Below are 19,422 nucleotides of genomic sequence, written 5' to 3' on the forward strand. Positions count from 1 at the left end.
CGCTCCTCAGAGGGCGGTGGAGGGTGTCAGCGGGCCGATGCGGTACAGGACTTCGGGATCGTGCGGGCCGTCCGGGAACAGGTCGGCCGGGAACAGCACCTCGCGGTCGAGGTCCGCGCCGTGCCGGGCGGCGAACGAGGTGAACAGGCGCTCGGAGGCCGTGTTGCCGGGGGTGATGGTGGTCTCGACCCCGGTGATCCCGTACTCGCCGGCGAGCCGGGCGGTCAGCCCGTCCAGCAGCGCGGCGGCGAGGCCGCGCCCCCGGTGGGCGGCGTCGACGGCGATCTGCCAGACGAGCAGGGTGCGGGGACGGTCGGGCCGCACGTACCCGGTGACGAAACCGACGGGCTCGCCGTCCGTGCCGCGCGCCACCGCCGAGGTGGCGGCGAAGTCCCGGCACCACAGCAGATAGCTGTACGAGGAGTTCAGGTCGAGGGTTTTCGAGTCCTTGGCCATGCGCCAGAGCGCGGCCCCGTCGGCCACCGTCGGTCGGTCGATGAACAGGTCTGCTTGTGCGGCAGTCATGCGGCACGAATTTAGCGAGGCAAATTCAGAAATGCACGGCGGGGAGGACCGTGATGGGAGTCGAGGTTAACGATATGTCCGAGATGGCCCATGGTAAATCATGACAAAACACCCCTGTTGTGGAGTGCGTCACAGCCCGGTAAATCCATGCGAAACCTTGTTGTTTAGCCTCGCAAAAAGCGGGCAGAAGAATACGGGGAGCTATCACCCAATGAATTCGCAGGAATTGTGAATCCGATTTGAATTCGAGTCGTTTATTGCCGGGCGCCGTCCGCCGCGCGACGCGCCCCCTCCAGGTCCACCGTCAGCCCGCGCTCGGCGAGAGCGGTTCCCAGGGCCGACAGGGAGCGGTGCACGGCATCCGGGGCGGCGTCGGGGCCGTAGTGGTTGACCCGGATCATCTCCTTGGCCAGGGCGCCCCCGCCCGCGGCGAGCGGCAGCGTCGGGTCGCTCTCCAGGGCCCGGGCCACCAGCTCGGAGGCCACGAGCCCGGCAGGGACGCGCAGGGTCGTCGCGACCGGCGCCGCTTCGCTCTGTTCGTGCACGTACGGCTCCAGGCCGCCGCCCAGAGCCACCGCGCCGGCGCGCACCGCCAGTGCGGCGCCGCGGTGCCGGGCCATCACCGTCTCCAGGCCCGCCGCCTCGATCCGCTCCAGGCAGGCCTCCAGGGCCAGCATCTCCAGCTGGGCCGGGGCATGCAGCAGGGCCTTGCGGCCGCCGTCGATCCAGCGCTCCTTCCAGTCGAGGAGGGAGAGGTAGGAGCGGCGCGGGGCGTTCGGGTTGGCCGCCATGCGGGACCACGCCCGCTCGCTCACCGAGATCGCCGACACGCCCGCCGGGCCGCCCATCGCCTTCTGGGCCCCGATCACGCACAGGTCCACACCCCACGCGTCCGGCAGCACCGGCTCCGCCCCGACGGAGGCGACCGCGTCCAGGTAGAACAGCGCGCCGTGCTCCCGCACCGCCTCGCCGATCTCCGCGACCGGGTTGGTGTTGCCGGTCGCCGCCTCCGCGTGGACGAGCGAGACGAAGTCGATCTCCGGGTGCTCGGCGAAGGCCTCCCGGATCCGCTCGGCCGTCACCGCCGTGTGGAACGGGACGGACAGGTCGTGCACCGTCGCGCCGCAGTCCCGGAGCCAGTCGCCGAAGGTCTGCCCGTACGGGCCCGTGATCACGTTCAGTGCGGTCGTGCCGGGACCGGCCGCCGCGCGGATCGCACCCTCCAGCGGCAGCAGCGCCTCGCCCTGCGTGATCACCACGTCCTGCCGGGTGTCCAGCAGCCGGGCCACCCGGTCCGCGATGGCGGCGAAGCGCTCGGCACTCAGTGGGGGCAGGTCGAGGAACGGGTGCGTCACAGCGGTGCTCTCTTCGCTCACGAGGGTCCACGGGAGCCGGCCCGGGGCCGACGGTGACGAGCGTAACTCCCGCCCTCGATCGCCCCGGAGAACGGCGAGTTCTTAGGTCGGGCAGCCTCGAAGCCATGGGATTGGTTTGAGGAACTCAAACATCTCCTTATAATCGGAACCCACAGTCCCCCACAGGGAGATCCCCTCCATGAAAACGCTCCTCGGGCGCCGGACCCGCGTTCTGGCAGCCATCACCGTGACGGCCGGGCTCGCGCTCGTGGCCGGCTGCTCCTCGGACAACGGGGGGAGCGGCAAGACCACCGTCAAGGGGGTCCACCTCGCCAAGGCCGGTCGGCTGACCACCTGCACCCACCTGCCCTACCCGCCGTTCCAGTCGGAGATCAACGGCAAGGTGCAGGGCTTCGACGTCTCCCTGATCGACCTGGTCGCCAAGGACCTGGGCGTCAAGCAGCAGATCCTCGACACGCCGTTCGAGAACTTCAAGACGGGCGCGTTCCTGAACTCCGGCGAGTGCGACCTGGCCGCCGCAGGCATGACCATCACCGCCGAGCGCAAGAAGAACGTCGACTTCTCCGACCCGTACTTCGAGGCCACCCAGGCCGTCCTGGTCGACAAGAAGAGCGGCATCACCTCCCTCGCGGACGTCAAGGCCAAGGGCAAGAAGCTCGGCGCCCAGGCGCAGACCACCGGCGAGGACTACGTCAAGGGCAAGGGCTTCGACCCGATCTCCTTCGAGTCCTCCGACGCGGTCCTCAACGGCCTGCGCACCGGCCAGGTCCAGGCGGTCGTCATCGACTACCCGGTCGTCCAGGGCTGGCTGAAGGACAAGGCCAACGCGGACGCGTTCAAGGTCGTCGACAACCTCAAGACCGGCGAGCAGTACGGCTTCACGGTGAAGAAGGGCAACACCGCCCTGCGTGACGCCATCAACAAGGCCATCAAGCAGGCCAAGGCCGACGGCACCTACAAGAAGATCTACGAGCAGTGGATCGGCCCGTACAACGCCTCCGCCGCTTCTCCCGCCGCCTCATGACCGAAACCGACGTACGACTCCAGCCGACGAAGAAGGGACTGACCCGGCGCCAGAAGCGCCGGCTGTCCCGTGGCGTGCAGTACGTCGTCTTCGCCGCCGCCGTGATTGCCCTCGCGGTTACGGCGGACTGGGGCCGGCTGCAGAACCAGTTCGCGCAGGGCGCCATCGCCAGGCAGATGTTCCCGGACGTCATCACGCTGGCGCTGAAGAACACCGTGCTCTACACGCTGTCCGGCTTCGTCGTCGGGCTCGTCCTCGGCATGGCCATCGCGCTGATGCGGCTGTCCTCGGTGGGGCCCTACCGCTGGGTCGCGAGCGTCTACATCGAGATCTTCCGCGGCCTGCCCGCCCTGCTGATCTTCATCTTCGTCGGTGTCGCCGTGCCCCTGGCCTTCCCGGGCACGGAGATCCCCGGCGGCACCTACGGCAAGGTCGCCCTCGCACTCGGCCTGGTCTCGGCCGCGTACATGGCGGAGACGATCCGCGCAGGCATCCAGGCCGTGCCCAAGGGGCAGATGGAGGCGGCCCGTTCGCTGGGCTTCTCGCCCGCCCGGGCCATGGTCTCGATCATCCTGCCGCAGGCCTTCCGGATCATCCTGCCCCCGCTGACCAACGAACTCGTCCTGCTCTTCAAGGACTCCTCGCTGGTGCTCTTCCTCGGCGTCACCCTGGAGGAGCGCGAACTGTCCAAGTACGGCCGCGATCTGGCCAGTACGACCGCCAACTCCACGCCGATCCTGGTCGCGGGCCTGTGCTACCTGCTGGTCACGATCCCGCTCAGCTTCGTCGTGCGCCGCATGGAGTCCAAGTCCCAGGAGGCGATCCGGTGAGCCGCCCGGAGATCCAGGTACGCGACCTGCACAAGTCCTTCGGGGACAACCACGTCCTGCGCGGCATCGACCTGGAGATCGGCCAGGGCGAGGTCGTCTGCGTCATCGGCCCCTCCGGTTCCGGCAAGTCGACCCTGCTGCGCTGCGTCAACCTGCTGGAGGAGCCCACCAAGGGCCAGGTCTTCGTCGGCGGCACCGAGGTGACCGACCCCGACGTCGACATCGACGCCGTACGCCGCCGCATCGGCATGGTCTTCCAGCAGTTCAACCTCTTCCCGCACCTGAGCGTCACCGAGAACCTCACGCTGCCCCAGCGGCGGGTCCTCAAGCGGGACAGGGCGAGCGCGGCGAAGACCGCCGCCGAGAACCTCCGCCGCGTCGGCCTGTCGGAGAAGGCGGACGCCTACCCGTCCTCCCTGTCCGGCGGCCAGCAGCAGCGGGTGGCCATCGCGCGGGCGCTCGCCATGGGCCCCGAGGTGATGCTCTTCGACGAGCCGACCTCCGCGCTCGACCCCGAGCTGGTCGGGGACGTCCTCGCGGTGATGCGCAGGCTCGCCGAGGAGGGCATGACGATGATGGTCGTCACCCACGAGATGACCTTCGCCCGCGAGGTCGCCGACCGGGTCGTCTTCATGGACGGCGGCGTGATCGTCGAGGACGGCGCCCCCGACCAGGTCATCGGCAGCCCCCGGCACGAGCGCACCCGCCACTTCCTGTCCCGCCTGCTCGACCCGGCGATGGCCGAGGTGGAGGAGGGGGCCGCGGACCGGGCGGGCCGGACCGAGGCCTAGGGCGTTACTTCCAGGGGCCCGTTTCCAGGGGCCTGTTTGCAGGTCGCCGTCGGCCCGCGTGCGGTATTTGGACACGGCGGATGGGGGCATCGAAAGGCCGGCGGTTCGGTGCGCGTGAGTGCCGTTTGTCGCGGGTGGGCGGCATCCGCTGTCGGAGTGAACCTCTTTGGTCCTGCCGCGCCACCGAAAGCCCGACGACTTCGGCAGGAAGATCCTGGGGTGGTGACCCGCCGCAGACGTTCCGTGCCGATCCTGCTGTCAGTGCTCCTGCTGACTGTCCTTTTCGGGGCCACCGGTGCGGGTCGTCCGTATGCCGCAGAGGCATATCAGGCTGAATCCTGCGGTGTTGAGCGGCTTCGTGGCGTCCACGTCACCGCATCGGCGGAATTCGATCACCGAGGCCGTGACTACAGCTCGGTCACAAGCGTGATGGAAATCAAGATCCCGGCGGGTTGGGGACGCGCATCGGATCTACTTCTGGACACTCACGCGTCTCGCTATCGTCAAGTGCTGCGCTGCCTTTTAGGGAAGGTTTCGGAAGACGTTTTCTATGACCCGGACGAGTTGCGCTTGAAGCCACTATCGGTGAATGCGGATGGAAAAGAGGTGGTGGTTCACTACGAGGCTGTCGCATGGGTGCAAACCCTCGACACGTATCGGGTCGGACCGTGGAAACTGGTGGCGGGAAAGGGGCTTTGGGACATCCAATTGGAGCCCCCGGCGAGTCTTTCCCGGGCGGCATGGGAAGATGTGCAGGTCCGCACGGGCGGGCCCAGGGCGACCTCCGTCACCCCGGCCTCCGCCACCGGCAAAGACGGCACCTTACTGAGCTGGCACAACAAGAAACCGACCGGCTTCAGGGTCCGATTTCGCCCACCTACGGCCCAGCAGTGGGACGCGCTCACACTTTCAGAGAATCAGGCTTGGGAGGCCCTGGGACTCTTCAGTGCGTCATCGGTAGTCTTTTACGTCGCTACAGGTGTTCTCCTGCTCGTCGCGGCCAGAAGGCTTCGACAGGGGGCTGGGGAACATCCGACCGGTGACGAGGAAAAGACCTTCGCGACAATGCGCTCATTGGCGTTCCTGCAGGTGTTCCTCGGGGTGCTCGTCTACATGGGTGACAATATTTTTCGCTTCGTGGTCGATCGTTTTTCGTGGTTCCATGACTACTCGACGACCATGTACTTGTTCTCACTGATGCTCGTCGGGCTCATTTTGTGCCTCTTCGGGAAGCCGCAGAAGTCCTTGGTTGCCGTTGCTTGCCTGCTGGTCTTCGCTATTGCCGGTATTTCCATCGCTTCTGAAGTGTCAGAATATGCACTGTTGCCCGTAAGTGATGTTGTGCTTTCCTCGACCGGGTCCTGGCTTGTGATGATCGCGTATGTGGCGGCGATTTTCGTGGTCTGTGTGGGTGCAATCTCGGCCGGGCGACGGGTCCTGTTAATGAATGTGGGTGGGCCACTGTCATGGCCCGCGGCAGCGATTTCTGCTGGTTTTTCGGTGCTGACCATCCTGTGGGTATTTCTTGCCTTTTGGCGAGACTGGGATCGAATTAGCTGGCTTGCTGATACCAAATGGTCGACCTACACGTACAGCCTGCATGCACAATACGATTTGTGGTGGTGGGACTTCCCGGGGCGTGCACTGCCGATTCTGTCGGATTGCGTCTCGCTCGCCTTGACTACGCTGGCGCTGTTCGGAGCCCTTCGCGTATGCCGCACCGAACGAAAGGAGGGGAGTTCGTTCACGCCGACCGAGTCGGAGAAGTTTATCCTCGTGGTTCTCTTTGTGCTGGTCGTGCTTCCCGGTTTCAATCAGTACTTCGGAATCTCTGGCTACATTCTCACCTTGATTCTCGGTCTTTTCTCCGCCTGGGCGCTGCTCTCCTTTTCGGGGGCCAAGGCGGTACTGCAGCAACCCTCCGCAGGCGACCGCCCCCTGGGGCAAGTAATTGCGGAGACCGATCGATCAGAAGTGTTGCGCATGGTGCGGCATTATCGGGAACTCCAGGATCGGCTTCATCATGCCGGCTCGGGAAGCTCCGCCGACCCTGCGGTAACTCGCGAATCGATCGAGCGGGAAATCGATCAGCTCGACCAGTGCTTGCCCGAAGGGGTGAGGCCTATTGACGTAGCCTTCGCGTGCGGCCCCATGGCCACGTGGTGGGAAAATGCCTGCAGGTGTGCGATCATCGCCTGCGTAGTCGGCCTGCCTGCTACCGGGCTGATGTATTGGATCGACTTGGTCAGAAATAGTGCTTGGGCAACCAATGTGCAAGACTCGGTCGGATTTCTTTCAGTCGTTCAAGAAATCTTCTTGGTGCATATCACCTGGGTGGTCGGTGGTTTCTTCCTCGGTGCACTCTGGCGTACCCTGCCCGGCCGTCACGGGCCGACGAAGGCATTTTATGTCGCTATCGTGTTCGCAATCCCCATCTGTGTTCACTGGCTCCTCAGTGGGCTCATCGGCCAGAGCGTTCAGGGAGCGATTGCCACTATTGCCACCTTCACGTCGGTGATGACATTCACCGGCTTGATCATGGATGTGCAAACATTCCAGAGCGACCGGCGGTACTGGCCCACCAGCGCAAGCCTCATCATGTACATCTACCAGATGCGTATTGCCTCGGTGGCGTTCTTCCTCGCGCAGCTCGTGGCTCTCGCCACAGTCTGGAAGACCCTCCGAGAAGGTGGCCCCATGGCGCCGCCTCCGCGGTGAACACCCGCTCCCACGTGCCGTCGGCGGCCGGCATCCGCAGCCGATTGTCGGGAAGCAAGGGCTCGATTCCAGCCCGCTGTGCGTCACTGAACCCTTCTCATCCTGTGGTTCAAGGCTGATGACGATGGGCTGGTGGGGGCGTGACGCGGCAGGGCTCCTGGTCGTTCGGTTGGTGATCTCACTCATCAACGCCCGGACGCAGGAGCCCTGTTGGTCCCGTATCGGTCAGACAGTCGTCCGGAAAGCGCCAGACCCCTGACGATCCCGTGAACGACAGGCGGATGGCGTCTCGGGCCAGAAAGCGAAAAGGACTCGTCGCACGCCCTGGAGCGGGAGCATCGCAGCGTCACTCACACGTCACCACCAAGATCCACCGGGTGCTCCTTGTGGAGTGCGGCCTTGGCGCCGCGACCGGAGCTGACCAGGGCTGCTGTGGAAGCGGCAACGGTGACGGCGAGTATGGGCATCGTGACCAGCTGGGCCGCGTCATCGGTATTCATGGTCAACGCCGCGACGCAGGCGATGCCTGTCGTCGTCACGGCGAACGCCACCGCAACCCCGGACAGGGCAAGCAGCCGCAAGACCTTGGCAGATGGTCGGCACCGGGTGACGGCAACGGCCGGTGCCACCGCCATGGTGATGAGGAACGCTGCCGGCCCGAGCACCGCCAAGGCTCCGACCCAATAGGAGATCGGGTCGATGGAGGCGTACGCCAGGAGGAGCGGCGCGATCAGCCACGTGGGCAGCGTCGGGGCAAGAGCCACCAGCGGGCGCCACGCGGCCCGGTTGCCGGTTCTGGAGGTTTCCGCGAGGAGGGCGAGGGCGCCGGCCAGCAGGATGAGCCCAGCGCCGTACATGGCGTACTGAGCAACGTCGAGCAGTCGGCGCACCAGGTCCGGAGTCAGCCTGGGTTCCTCGGACAGGATGAAGCCCAGCATCGGCAGGGCATACAGTGCGGCGCACCAGGTGACCCAGGTGGTGGCGACGCTTGCCTGCATGCGGCGCCGGCGCCGTTCGGCGGACTCTTCGGGCATCACCGGGCGAAGCCATGCCCGCAGCGCGCCGACAAGAAGGTCCGCGACGATGCTCGGGCCGGCGCCGGTGTCCTCGACCAGTGCTTCGAGCTCGCAACCGTAGCGCTCCCGGAACGAGGGAGGGTATGACCGCAGAGCCACCCGGGCCGCCATGTTGATCACGCGTTTGCCACCCCCAGTCGGGTCAACCCGGTGCGTGCGAAGCGAGCCATCGCCCGGAGCCTGTCGTCGAGCACGGTCTGGCCTTCCGCGGTGATGCGGTAGGGCCGCCGGCGCTCGTCCTCGTCCAGCGGCGCGACCAGGCCGCTTTCCTCCAGCCGCGCGATGGCGGCATACAACGTGCCCGGCCCCAGCCTGATGGACGTCTGCTCCTCGACGTCCTTGGTGATCGCGTAGCCGTGCTTGGGGCCGTCGGCCAGGCTGGCCAGGATCAGCAACGCGGGTTCCGCCCATCCGACACGGTCCCGTTGACGCGGCATCAGGCACCTCCTTCATCCCCCCCGACTACTACGTTATACGATACTGCGTCGTACGTAGTACTAGTCGAGTCCGGCAGGACCCGGGCGCGATGACTCTCGCGGCGCCCCGCCCACCGTGGAGGCCTCGCTGACCAGCGGCAGATCCACCTGGCCCCCGGCGTGCCGCCTCAGTGAAACCCTTCTCGTCCCGAGGTTCGGGGCTGATGGGGGTTCGTGACGTGGCAGGGCTCCTGGTCGTCCGGCTGATGATCCCACTCATCAACGCCCGGACAGCGGAGCCCTGTTGGTCCCGTATCGAGCCATGCTCGACGTCCCGCACGAGGTCGTCGAGTACGTCTCCTGGCTCATCTGCGCCGGAAGGCGTGAACTGCGCTCGCGCTGGCGGCGGCTGAGCTGCTTCCGGCAAGCCGCCCTCGTGCTGGTGCACCTGCGCAAGAACGAGACACTGCAGCAGGTGGGAGTCGGGTTCGGCGTCTCCACGGCCACCGTCGGCCGGTATGTGACCGAGGCCGTCGACGTCCTGGCCGATCACGCTCCCACCCTGCTGGACGCGCTGCACCACCATGACCTGACCAGGCAGATCCTGGTGCTCGCCGACCGCGCGTACCGCGGGGCCGGCGCAACGGTCCGCACCCCCTACGGCCGCGACCCACCCGAGAAGTGCGCCCGGTTCAACCGGGACCACGCTCGGCTGCGGGCACCCGGCGAGCGAGCCCTCGCCCGTCCAGAGCAATGGTGGATCTTCCGCAAGGCCCGCTGCAGCCCGAACCGGATCAGCCGGACCGTCGCCGCCGTTCACACCATCGAGACCGCCTGGCGATCAGGATGAGAAAGCTTCACTCGACGGCATGCCTGGACCGACGATCGGATGATCCGAACCAAACCGCCAGGCTCCCTCACCGGACCGGGCCCCGGCTCACTAAGGTGCCTGGTATGAGCGATCACGCGGTGCTGCACGTGAAGGGCCGGGTCCTCGCGGGACCCGAGGACGTCCGCGACGAGCTGTGGGTGGTCGGGGGCCGCGTCTCCTACGACCGCCCCGCCGGCGTCCGTGACATCCGGACCGTCGAGGGCTGGGCCCTGCCCGGCCTGGTCGACGCCCACTGCCATGTGGGCCTGGGCGCGGACGGCCCGGTCGACGCGGCCACCGCCGAGAAGCAGGCGCTGACCGACCGGGAGACCGGCACCCTGCTGATCCGCGACGCGGGCTCGCCCTCCGACACCCGCTGGGTCGACGACCGCGACGACCTCCCGAAGATAATCCGGGCCGGCCGGCACATCGCCCGCACCCGCCGCTACATGCGCAACTACGCCCACGAGATCGAGCCGGACGACCTCGTCGCGTACGTCGCCCAGGAGGCCCGGCGCGGCGACGGCTGGGTCAAACTGGTCGGCGACTGGATCGACCGCGACCTCGGCGACCTCTCCGCCTGCTGGCCGCGCGAGGCGCTCGGGGCGGCGATCGCCGAGGCCCACCGCCTCGGCGCCCGCGTCACCGCGCACTGCTTCGCCGAGAGTTCCCTGCGCGACCTGGTCGAGGCGGGCATCGACTGCATCGAGCACGCGACCGGCCTCACCGAGGACCTGATCCCGCTGTTCGCCGAGCGTGGCGTCGCGATCGTCCCGACCCTGGTCAACATCGCCACGTTCCCGCAGCTGGCGGCCGGCGGCGAGACCAAGTACCCGCGCTGGTCGGCGCACATGCGCCGGCTCCACGATCGGCGCTACGACACCGTGCGCGGCGCGTACGACGCAGGCATCCCGGTCTACGTCGGCACGGACGCGGGCGGCTCGCTGGCCCACGGCCTGGTGGCGGGAGAGGTTGCCGAACTCGTCACGGCGGGCATCCCGCCCGTCGAGGCGCTGTCGGCAACCAGTTGGGGCGCCCGGGCCTGGCTGGGCCGCCCGGGCCTGGAGGAGGGTGCACCGGCCGATCTGGTGGTGTACGAGTCCGACCCGCGGGCCGACGTGCGGGTGCTGGCGGCGCCGCGCCGGGTGGTGCTGAACGGCCGAGTGGTGGAGTAGCGGGGGGATGCGCCGGGCGGGCCGGAGGAACGCATGTGCCCCGTGTTCCGAAAACCCGTGCGGAATCTCCACGATGGAGTGAAGTAACGCAGGATCGCTGACCGTTCACCCACAGTGCGTACAAAGTTGACGGGTCCCAAGCATGTTCCGTCTGGGGGTCCCCGCCTTGAACAGCAAGAACTTCCGCATGCCCGCACGCCGTCTCGCCACGGTCGCGACGGTCACCGCCCTGGCCGCAGGTCCCGCGGTCCTGGGCGCGGGCGCCGCGCACGCGACCGGTGACCACGGTCGCGCCTCCGCCGTCGTGCTTCGTACCGGGCTCGACGTGTCCCTGCTCAACAAGACCGTGAACGTCCCGCTCGCGGTCACCCTCGACGAGGTCCGGGCACCCGAGAGCGCCGAGAAGACCGCGCTGACGGCCCGGCTCGACGGCGTGAACGGCGGCAGGCCGTTCACGGTCCTCGGCGCGGAGGTCGCGCAGTCCAGAGCCACGGTGAACAGCAGGCTCGCCGAGGGCTCGGTCCGCGTCGCCCACGCCAGGCTGCACGTCCCCGGCCTGCCCCTGCTCTCCCTCGTGGAGGTCGGCACGGTCACCGCGAAGGCGACCTGTGCGGCGGGGAAGCGGCCGGTCGCTGCCGCGAACGTCCTCGGCACCGTCACGGTCCTCGGCAAGCGCGTCACGCTGACCGCCGGCGGGCCGACCGACGTGAAGGTGCCCGGCGTCGGAGAGGTCCGCCTCGACCTCTCCCGGCGCAGCAGCACATCCCGCACGGCAGCCGCGACCGCCCTCGAACTCAAGGTCTCCGTCAACCCGTTGAGGCTCAACGTGGCCGAGGTTGAAGGAACGATCACTCTGGCCAAGGCGACCTGCGAGTCGCCCTCGGCCCCGCCCACCGGGCACCCGGTGCCGAGCCACGACCCGGCCGCCGGCACCAAGCCCCAGGACGCTCCCGCGAAGGCCGACACGGCTCCCGGCACGAAGCCCCAGGGCTCCCGTGCCGACCTTGCGGAGACGGGCGGCAACCCGGCGACGCCGTACATCGCGGGCGGCGCGCTGGTGCTGGTGCTGGTGGGCGGCGGAGCGGTGGCGGTGGCACGCCGCCGCAGGAGCTGACGAGCGGCAGACCCCCAGGCGCCGCCCGTCCCGACCAAGCCCCCACGGACGGCGCCTCTCGGCCGAGGCGGGCCGAGTCGGTCAGGACGGCGCCTTTTCAACCGGTCCCGGCCGAGTCGGCTCGGACGGCGCGTTCCCGGCCGAGGCGGGCCGAAAGCCGGCTGGGACGGTGCCTTTTCCGCCGAGGCCGGCCGAGTCGGCTGGGGACGGTGCCTCCTCAGCCGAGGAAGGCCGGGGGGACTTGGACGGTGCCTCTTCGGCTGACCGGGACGGGCGGGCTGGAAAAACTACGGCAGGGCAGCCGACAGTGCCTGCAAGAACCCGCCCACCGTAGCCCGGTCCCGCACAGCCACCCGCACCCATCCCTCACCGAGCCCCGGAAACGTGTCCCCACGCCGCACCGCGTAACCCAGGCCCCGCAGCCGCCGCCGTACTCCAGCGGCATCGGGCATACGGACCAGCACGAACGGTCCCTCCGCAGGCTCGGCCACCCGCACCCCGCGGGACGCGAACGCGGACAGCCCCGCCACCAGATGGGCCCGGTCCGCGGCAATCCGGTGCGCCGCATGCGCCGCCTCCGCCAACGCCCGCGGCGCCATGCACGCCCGGGCCGCGGCCAGCGCCGGCGTCGACACCGGCCACAACGGCTGGGCCCGCTCCAACTCGGCGATGATCTCCGAAGGAGCCAGCACGTACCCGATCCGCAGCCCGGCCAGTCCCCATGTCTTGGTCAGGCTCCGCAGCACGACGAGCCCGGGCACATCGGTGCGCCCGGCGAGCGCCTCCCGCTCACCCGGCACCGCGTCCATGAACGCCTCGTCGACCACCAGGGTCCGCCCCGGACGGGCGAGTCCGGCGATCGCGGCAGCCGGATGCAGCACCGACGTCGGGTTCGTCGGGTTCCCGACCACCACGAGATCGGCGTCCTCCGGGACGGCCGCCGGATCGAGCCGGAAGCCGTCCGCCTCCCGCAGCAGCACCCGGTCCACGGTGTGCCCCGCATCCCGCAGCGCCGCCTCCGGCTCGGTGAACTGCGGATGCACCACCACCGGCCGCCGCACCTTCAGCGCCCGTGCCAGCAGCACGAACGCCTCCGCCGCTCCGGCCGTCAGCAGCACCCGCTCCACCGGCAGCCCGTGCCGCGCCGCCACCGCCGCCCGTGCGGCCCGCCCGTCCGGGTAGGCCGCGAGCGACGACAGGGACGGGGTGATCTCCTCCCGCAGCCAGGCCGGCGGAGTGTCCGCGCGGACGTTGACCGCGAGGTCGACCAGCCCGGCCCCGTCGTCACGGACCTCGACGTCCCCGTGATGGCGCAGGTCGTCTCCGATGTCTCCGGTGCCCCCGGTGTCCTCAGTGCGCATGGCTGTGCGAGTGCCCCCCATGGTGATGGTGCCCGTGGTGGTGGTCGTCGTCGTCCGGGTGGAAGTGCGGCTGCTGCGGCAGCCCCACCTTGTCCTCGAAGCCCGGCAGCGCGATCCGGTACACACAGGAGTCGCAGTTCATGCGCAGATCGCCCTTGACGGCCTCCTCGTACCGCTCCATCACCAGGTCCAGCAGCTCCGGCTCGGGCCCGATGACGTCCGCCGAGCGCACCTCGACCTCCGGGTGCGCGGCCGCCCAGCCCTCCGTCTGCTGCCGCACCCGGTCCGGCAGGATCCCGGTGAACAGGAAGTACGGGAGGACGACGATCCTGCGCGCCCCCAGCCTCACGCACCGGTCGAGCCCGCTCGGCACGTCAGGAGCCGCCAGCGACACGAACGCCGTCTCCACCCCGGCGTACCCGCGTCCCTCCCACAGCAACCGCGCCGCCTTGTGCACCTCGGCGTTGGCGTCCGGGTCGGTGGAGCCCCGCCCCACCAGCAGCACGGTCACGTCGGCCCGGTCCTCGGGCGTACGGGCGCCGCCCCCGAGGGCCTCGTCCAGCCGCCGCTCCAGCACGTTCAGCAGCGACGGGTGCGGACCGAGCGGACGCCCGTAGGTGTACGAGATCCCCGGGTGCCGCTCCTTCTCGCGGGCCAGCGCCGCCGGGATGTCCCCCTTGGCGTGCCCGGCGGAGACCAGCATCAGCGGGACGGCCGCGAACCGTCGTACGCCCCGCTCGACCAGTTCGGTGACGGCCTCTCCCAGCGGCGGCGGGGACAGCTCGATGAAGCCGCCCGCGACGGGCAGGTCCGGGTGGCGCCGGCCCAGCTCCCGTACGAAGTCGCGGAACGCCTCGGCTCCGGCCTCGTCCCGGGTGCCGTGACCGGCGATGAGCAGGGCGGGCGGCGGGGTGGTCACGATTGCTCCTCGGAATGCGAAAGGGGGTGGTACAGCAGGGCGTTGAGCGCGGCGGCGGCGACCGCCGACCCGCCCTTCTCGGACACGTTGCTCACGGCGGGCAGCCCGCTCGCGCGCAGCGCCTCTTTGGACTCGGCCGCGCCGACGAAACCGACCGGCAGGCCGATGACGAGCGCGGGGGAGGCGTCCAGCGTCAGCAGCTCCTCCAGGGCGGTCGGCGCACAGCCGATCACCCACAGCGCGCCCGGACCGACCTGCTCGTACGCGAGCCGGACGGCATGCGCCGAACGCGTCAGCCCGGGGCCGGACACGGCGTCCTTCAGCCGGCACACGGTCTCCCGCCGGGTGATACCGGCCGCGACCATCTCCACGTCCACGACGACGGGCGCCCCGGCGTGCAGCGCGGCATGCGCCGTGACCAGATCGCCCTCGTCCATGGCGAGGTCGGTCGCGTACTCCAGGTCGGCGGCGGAGTGGATGATCCGCTCCACCACCGCCCGGGTCAGCGGCGGGAAGTGCGAGGTGTCCAGCCGCGTGCGCAGCCGCCGGAAGGACTCCTGCTCGATGGGATGGACCACACGGGCCTCCGGGTTCACCGGGCGTCCTCCTGCCCTGCGGCGGAGCCGCTCGTCGATGTGGCCTCCTGCCAGCGGTAGCCGCGCGGGGTCACCATGCGCCCCGCGACGTCCCGGGTCGCCGTGTTGCCCACGGTCACGACCGTCATCATGTCGACCGTCGCCGGGTCGAGCGCGGCCAGTGTCGTCAGCCGGCTCGACTCGTCCGGCCGCGAGGCGTTGCGGACGACACCGACGGGCGTCGTCGGCTCCCGGTGCCCGGCGAGGATCGTGAGCGCCTCGGGCAGCTGCCAGTCGCGGCCCCGGGACCGCGGGTTGTAGAAGGTGACCACGATGTCCGCCTCGGCCGCCGCCCGCACCCGCCGCTCGATGACCTCCCACGGCGTGTGCAGGTCGGACAGGCTGATCGACACGTGGTCGTGGCCCAGCGGCGCGCCCAGGATCGCCCCGGCCGCCAGCGCGGCCGTCACGCCCGGCACGCCGACCACGTCGATGTCGTCGGACGCCTCGGCGAGCGCGGGGGAGGCCATGGCGTACACGCCCGCGTCCCCGCTGCCGATCAGCGCCACCGCATGCCCCTTGCGGGCCTCGGCGACCGCCGTGCGGGCCCGCTCCTCCTCCGCGCCGAGCCCCGACTCCAGCACCCGGGCGCCGGGCCGCAGCAGGTCGCGGATCTGGTCGACGTACTGGTCGAGCCCCACCAGCACCGAGGCCCGGCGCAGTTCGGCCTCCGCACGCGGGGTGAGCAGGTCGCGGGCGCCCGGGCCGAGACCGACCACCGCGAGCCGCCCGCGCCCCTGACGCCGTACGACGGCGCAGGTCGCCATCGCGGGCTGCCCGTCCGCCCGTACGGACTTCCGCTTGGGCACGAGGAGTTCACCGCCACGCACCAGCGCGGCCGCCTCGGCGACGGACGGGGTGCCGACGGCCGCGAGCGGCGCGTCGGAGGGGTGGGGCACCGCCACGGCCGCCAGCTCCTCGGCCGGGTACGTCACCAGGGGCACCCCCAGCCGCTCGGCGGCGGCGACGATGCCGGGCTCCTCGGACTTGGCGTCCACGGTGGCGAGTTCGGCCACCGACAGGGCCGACAGCCCCGCCTCCCCGAGCGCCTCCTCGACCAGCCCGAGCACCTCCTCGGCCGGCGCGCCCCTGGAGGCGCCGACCCCGACCACCAGGGACGGCGGCCGGAGCAGCACCTCCTGCTCGCCCGGCGTGACGGCCCGGTCCGTGAGCCGGATCGTGTACGGCCCCTGCGGCGCGGTCGGCAGCGGCGGCAGCGGCCACGGCACCTCGGCCTCCAGGACGACCGCCTCGCCGTCCAGCAGGGCCCGCGACACCGTCGCCACCGACCCCTCGTACGGGAGACCGAGGGTGTCCAGGCCCGGCAGCCCCACCGCGTCCGTCGCGGTCGTCACCACCGGCTCGGCCCCCAGCAACGCGCCCACCTCGCGGGCGAGTTCGTTGGCGCCGCCGCCGTGCCCGCCGACCAGCGACACCGCGAACCGGCCGCCCTCGTCGACGCACACCACGCCCGGGTCCGCCGCCTTGTCGCCGAGCAGCGGCGCGAGCAGCCGTACGGTCGCGCCCGTCGCCAGGAAACACACCAACTGCTCGCAGTCGGCGAACGCGGCCCGGACGGCCTCCCCGACCGGGCCGTCGTACACCCGCGTGCGGTCCGGCCAGGCCGCGGCCAGCCGGTCGCGCGCCGCCGCCCCCGCCGCGGTGGCGGAAATGAGGCCGATCACTGAGCTACTCCTTCACTGGAGGACGGGGCTCTGACGCCCCACAGCAGGAAAACGGGATTGGTCGCCGCCAGCCGGGTCACGTCCCCCGGCAGCGGCGCCAGCCGCGACGACTGCACCAGCACCCCGTCACAGGTGAACCCGGCACCCGTCAGCGCCTCGCGCGCCGCCGGCACCCGGTCGAGTGCGGCCATCGCGACGACGACGGTCCGCCGCGCCCGGCGTGCGCAGGCGCCCACGACGGCGGGCAGCTCGCGCCCCCCGCCGCCGACGAACACGGCGTCGGGATCGTCGAGCCCCTCCAGCGCGGCCGGTGCCGCGCCGTGCACCACGTCCACGTCGACACCGTGGGCGTGTGCGTTGGCACGGATCCGCTCCACCCCGTCCGCGGCCTTCTCGACGGCGACCACGGCCGCGCCGAGCCGTGCGCACTCCACGGCCACCGAACCCGAGCCCGCGCCGACGTCCCACACCAGGTCGCCCGGGCGCGGCCCGAGCCGGGCGAGTGCCAGGGCCCGCACCTCGAACTTGGTGATCATCGAGTCCCGGTGCACGAACTCGCTCTCGTCCAGGGCCCAGCCGGCCGGCCGCCCGGGCACCCCCGCGACCGTGCGCACGGCACCGAGCGCCCGCTCCTCGTCCAGGCACAGCACCACGCTCACCGCCGTACCCCAGTCCCGGGCCGCCGCCTCGGCGGGCGTCACCCGCTCCACGCGCTCGCGCTCCGGATCGCCGAGCGCGCTCGCCACGACGAGGACACGGCCCGCGCCGAGCGCGGCCCCCAGCTCGGCGGGGCCCGCGCCCGGCCCGGTCAGCACGGCCGCCTTCGGGTGCGCCCGGCACACGTTGACGGCCGTGCGCAGGTCCCGCCCGTGCGCACTGACCACGACCGCGTCGTCCCAGGGCAGCCCGATCCGTGCGAACGCGGTGGCCACCGACGACACCCCGGGCCGCACGTCCAGCCGCCCGGCCCCGAACCGCTCGGCCAGCACCCGCACGATCCCGAAGAACCCGGGATCCCCGGAGGCCAGCACGAGTACCGGCAGCTCCTTGCCGACGTACTCCCCGATCACGTCCAGGGCGGGTCCCAGCGGCCCGAGCACGACCCGCTCCGTGCCCTCGGGCAGCCGCACGGCGTCCAGATGGCGCCGCCCGCCGACGACCAGAGCGGCCCCGGCGAGGACGTCCTGGGGGACCGGTGTGCCCGTTCCCGTACCGACGACGGTGATCAACTGCTCGCACCCCGTTCGCGCAGCGCCCGGCGCGCCTCGGGGTCGGCCTTGCGGTACCCGTGGAAGTGACCGGGGTGGTACAGGTGCGAGCGCGTCCCGTGGGCGTCCAGCGCCGGGCCGACCAGGAAGAGCGTGTGCTTCCAGAGCTTGTGCTCCTTGACCGTCTCCTCCAGCGTGCCGACCGTGCACTTCACGACCAGTTCCTCGGGCCAGGTCGCCTGGTACGCGACGACCACGGGGGTGTCCGTCGGGTAGCCGCCCTCCAGCAGCTCGCGCACCAGCTGGCCGCTGCGCGCCGCCGACAGGAAGACCGCCATGGTGGTGCCGTGGCGGGCGAACTCGCGCACCTCCTCGCCGGGCGGCATCGGCGTCTTGCCGCCGCCCAGCCGGGTCAGGATCACGGACTGGGCGACCTCCGGGACGGTCAGCTCGCGCTGCGCGAGCGCGGCGACGGCGGAGAAGGACGAGACACCGGGCACGATCTCCGTCCCGATCCCGATCTCGGCGCACCGGTCCACCTGCTCCTGCGTGCCGCCCCACAGCGCCGGGTCGCCGGAGTGGATACGGGCCACCTTCAGCCCCTCGGTGCGGGCCCGCTCGTACACGGCGACGACGTCCTCCAGGGACATGGCCGCCGAGTCCAGGATCTCCGCGTCCTCGCGCGCATGCTCCAGGACCTCCGCCTGGACCAGGCTCGCGGCCCAGATCACCACGTCGGCCTCGGCGATCGCGCGCGCGGCGCGGAACGTCAGCAGATCGGCGGCGCCGGGGCCGGCACCGACGAACGTCACCTTGCCGGTGGGGGCATCGGCCATGGGAAGGGGTCCTCTCGTACGGAAACGCAAGGCGTAAGGGGGTGGAATGTCAGGGTCTGGGGGAATGCGGAAGGCGCTGGATGTGCGCGAAGGCGCTTCCATCGGATAGCAAGGGCCTATGGCGGTCTTTGTCGCGCTCGGCGCGTTCCTGATGACGCTGGCCGGCGGCTGGACGGCACAGCGCGTGACCGACCGTCGCCATCTCGTCCTGGGACTGGCCGGCGGTCTGATGCTCGGCGTGGTCGGCCTGGATCTGCTGCCGGAGGCGCTGCACGCGGCCGACCGCGAGATCTTCGGCGTACCCGCTGCGCTGCTGCTGTTCGTGGCCGGCTTCCTGGTGGCCCATCTGGTGGAACGCACGCTGGCCGCGCGCCAGGCGGCCCACGGCGGGGCCGAGCACAACCACCGGGCGCCCGAGGTGGGCCTGACGGCGGCCGCCGCGATGGTCGGCCACAGCGCCATGGACGGCGTGGCGATCGGCGCGGCCTTCCAGGTGGGCGGTGGCATGGGCGCGTCCGTCGCGCTCGCCGTGATCGCACACGACTTCGCCGACGGCTTCAACACCTTCACCATCACGAGCCTGTACGGCAACGAGCGCCGCCGGGCGATAGGCATGCTGGTCGCCGACGCCTGCGCCCCCCTCGCGGGCGCCCTGTCGACCGTCTTCTTCCACATCCCGGAACCGGTTCTCGGCGGCTATCTCGGTCTCTTCGGCGGCGTACTGCTCTACCTCGCCGCCGCAGAGATCCTCCCCGAGGCCCACCACGAGCACCCGGCCCGCTCCACCCTGCTGTGCACGGTGGCGGGCGCGGCCTTCATCTGGCTGGTGGTCGGCATCTCCGGCGGCTGACCGCACGGGCCC

The 19,422-nt window shown here is 70.5% G+C and carries 17 protein-coding genes and 1 pseudogene; 8 read left to right on the top strand and 10 right to left on the bottom strand.

The window, feature by feature from the left end:
* Window positions 1-6: 6 nt before the first annotated feature.
* Both ectA and AB0H32_RS09220 read right to left on the bottom strand, forming a co-directional pair.
* Complete coding sequence (gene ectA, locus AB0H32_RS09215; protein ID WP_361116657.1) at window positions 7-525, bottom strand: diaminobutyrate acetyltransferase; 519 nt, start codon at window positions 523-525, stop codon at window positions 7-9.
* A gap of 254 nt (window positions 526-779) precedes the next feature.
* Window positions 780-1,880, bottom strand: coding sequence for an aminotransferase class V-fold PLP-dependent enzyme (locus AB0H32_RS09220; protein WP_361116863.1), 1,101 nt, complete (start codon window positions 1,878-1,880; stop codon window positions 780-782).
* A gap of 199 nt (window positions 1,881-2,079) precedes the next feature.
* Between AB0H32_RS09220 and AB0H32_RS09225 the strand changes: the two genes are divergently transcribed.
* The 4 genes from AB0H32_RS09225 (at window position 2,080) to AB0H32_RS09240 (ending at window position 7,264) form a co-directional block, all read left to right on the top strand.
* Entirely contained in the window at window positions 2,080-2,925 is an 846-nt protein-coding gene (locus AB0H32_RS09225) for a transporter substrate-binding domain-containing protein (RefSeq protein ID WP_361116660.1), read from the top strand.
* Window positions 2,922-3,755 (top strand): amino acid ABC transporter permease, encoded by an 834-nt coding sequence (locus AB0H32_RS09230; protein WP_361116663.1) that lies wholly within the window; start codon window positions 2,922-2,924, stop codon window positions 3,753-3,755. The genes AB0H32_RS09225 and AB0H32_RS09230 overlap by 4 nt, the downstream gene beginning before the upstream one ends.
* A complete protein-coding gene (locus tag AB0H32_RS09235) occupies window positions 3,752-4,546 on the top strand; it encodes an amino acid ABC transporter ATP-binding protein (protein ID WP_361116666.1) in 795 nt (264 codons plus the stop codon). Before AB0H32_RS09230 ends, AB0H32_RS09235 begins: the two co-directional genes overlap by 4 nt.
* A 222-nt stretch (window positions 4,547-4,768) precedes the next feature.
* Window positions 4,769-7,264, top strand: coding sequence for a DUF6185 family protein (locus AB0H32_RS09240; protein WP_361116669.1), 2,496 nt, complete (start codon window positions 4,769-4,771; stop codon window positions 7,262-7,264).
* A 350-nt stretch (window positions 7,265-7,614) separates the two neighbouring features.
* Here AB0H32_RS09240 and AB0H32_RS09245 read toward each other — a convergent pair whose 3' ends face one another.
* Together AB0H32_RS09245 and AB0H32_RS09250 are read right to left on the bottom strand one after the other, a co-directional pair.
* Window positions 7,615-8,460, bottom strand: coding sequence for a hypothetical protein (locus AB0H32_RS09245; protein WP_361116672.1), 846 nt, complete (start codon window positions 8,458-8,460; stop codon window positions 7,615-7,617).
* A complete protein-coding gene (locus tag AB0H32_RS09250; RefSeq protein WP_069782265.1) occupies window positions 8,457-8,777 on the bottom strand; it encodes a PadR family transcriptional regulator in 321 nt (106 codons plus the stop codon). The genes AB0H32_RS09245 and AB0H32_RS09250 overlap by 4 nt, the downstream gene beginning before the upstream one ends.
* Window positions 8,778-9,019: 242 nt before the next feature.
* Here AB0H32_RS09250 and AB0H32_RS09255 point away from each other — a divergent pair.
* The 3 genes and pseudogenes from AB0H32_RS09255 (at window position 9,020) to AB0H32_RS09265 (ending at window position 11,916) form a co-directional block, all read left to right on the top strand.
* Window positions 9,020-9,606: pseudogene (locus tag AB0H32_RS09255) on the top strand (transposase family protein).
* Window positions 9,607-9,710: 104 nt separating this feature from the next.
* Window positions 9,711-10,802, top strand: coding sequence for an amidohydrolase family protein (locus tag AB0H32_RS09260; protein WP_361116675.1), 1,092 nt, complete (start codon window positions 9,711-9,713; stop codon window positions 10,800-10,802).
* Window positions 10,803-10,968: 166 nt separating this feature from the next.
* Window positions 10,969-11,916 (top strand): SCO1860 family LAETG-anchored protein, encoded by a 948-nt coding sequence (locus tag AB0H32_RS09265; RefSeq protein WP_361116678.1) that lies wholly within the window; start codon window positions 10,969-10,971, stop codon window positions 11,914-11,916.
* A 287-nt stretch (window positions 11,917-12,203) separates the two neighbouring features.
* On the opposite strand, the gene cobC is transcribed toward AB0H32_RS09265, so the two are convergent.
* The 6 genes from cobC to cobM are packed head-to-tail and all read right to left on the bottom strand — an operon-like array spanning window position 12,204 to window position 18,560.
* Window positions 12,204-13,277 (bottom strand): Rv2231c family pyridoxal phosphate-dependent protein CobC, encoded by a 1,074-nt coding sequence (cobC, locus tag AB0H32_RS09270; protein ID WP_361116681.1) that lies wholly within the window; start codon window positions 13,275-13,277, stop codon window positions 12,204-12,206.
* A complete protein-coding gene (locus AB0H32_RS09275) occupies window positions 13,267-14,196 on the bottom strand; it encodes a sirohydrochlorin chelatase (RefSeq protein WP_361116684.1) in 930 nt (309 codons plus the stop codon). The genes cobC and AB0H32_RS09275 overlap by 11 nt, the downstream gene beginning before the upstream one ends.
* A complete protein-coding gene (locus AB0H32_RS09280) occupies window positions 14,193-14,792 on the bottom strand; it encodes a precorrin-8X methylmutase (RefSeq protein WP_361116686.1) in 600 nt (199 codons plus the stop codon). Before AB0H32_RS09280 ends, AB0H32_RS09275 begins: the two co-directional genes overlap by 4 nt.
* On the bottom strand, window positions 14,789-16,516 hold the full coding sequence (gene cobJ / locus AB0H32_RS09285; RefSeq protein WP_361116689.1) for a precorrin-3B C(17)-methyltransferase: 1,728 nt from the start codon (window positions 16,514-16,516) through the stop codon (window positions 14,789-14,791). The genes AB0H32_RS09280 and cobJ overlap by 4 nt, the downstream gene beginning before the upstream one ends.
* Window positions 16,513-17,745, bottom strand: a complete 1,233-nt coding sequence (cbiE, locus tag AB0H32_RS09290) for a precorrin-6y C5,15-methyltransferase (decarboxylating) subunit CbiE (protein ID WP_361116692.1) — start codon at window positions 17,743-17,745, stop codon at window positions 16,513-16,515. Before cbiE ends, cobJ begins: the two co-directional genes overlap by 4 nt.
* Window positions 17,742-18,560 (bottom strand): precorrin-4 C(11)-methyltransferase, encoded by an 819-nt coding sequence (cobM, locus tag AB0H32_RS09295; protein WP_361116695.1) that lies wholly within the window; start codon window positions 18,558-18,560, stop codon window positions 17,742-17,744. Before cobM ends, cbiE begins: the two co-directional genes overlap by 4 nt.
* Before the next feature lie 118 nt (window positions 18,561-18,678).
* Between cobM and AB0H32_RS09300 the strand changes: the two genes are divergently transcribed.
* The gene (locus AB0H32_RS09300) at window positions 18,679-19,410 is read left to right on the top strand and encodes a ZIP family metal transporter (protein WP_361116698.1); all 732 of its coding nucleotides are present in this window, start codon (window positions 18,679-18,681) and stop codon (window positions 19,408-19,410) included.
* Window positions 19,411-19,422 lie beyond the last annotated feature (12 nt).

It is taken from the genome of Streptomyces sp. NPDC020362 (genome assembly GCF_040642095.1).
In the GTDB taxonomy this organism is placed as follows: domain Bacteria; phylum Actinomycetota; class Actinomycetes; order Streptomycetales; family Streptomycetaceae; genus Streptomyces.

Bases quoted from the DNA above. Each gene is read 5' to 3' on its own strand.
- AB0H32_RS09250 (WP_069782265.1), bottom strand. From the start codon at position 8,777: ATGCCGCGTCAACGGGACCGTGTCGGATGGGCGGAACCCGCGTTGCTG.
- AB0H32_RS09260 (WP_361116675.1), top strand. From the start codon at position 9,711: ATGAGCGATCACGCGGTGCTGCACGTGAAGGGCCGGGTCCTCGCGGGA.
- ectA (WP_361116657.1), bottom strand. From the start codon at position 525: ATGACTGCCGCACAAGCAGACCTGTTCATCGACCGACCGACGGTGGCC.
- AB0H32_RS09230 (WP_361116663.1), top strand. From the start codon at position 2,922: ATGACCGAAACCGACGTACGACTCCAGCCGACGAAGAAGGGACTGACC.
- AB0H32_RS09300 (WP_361116698.1), top strand. From the start codon at position 18,679: ATGGCGGTCTTTGTCGCGCTCGGCGCGTTCCTGATGACGCTGGCCGGC.
- cobC (WP_361116681.1), bottom strand. From the start codon at position 13,277: ATGCGCACTGAGGACACCGGGGGCACCGGAGACATCGGAGACGACCTG.
- AB0H32_RS09225 (WP_361116660.1), top strand. From the start codon at position 2,080: ATGAAAACGCTCCTCGGGCGCCGGACCCGCGTTCTGGCAGCCATCACC.
- cobM (WP_361116695.1), bottom strand. From the start codon at position 18,560: ATGGCCGATGCCCCCACCGGCAAGGTGACGTTCGTCGGTGCCGGCCCC.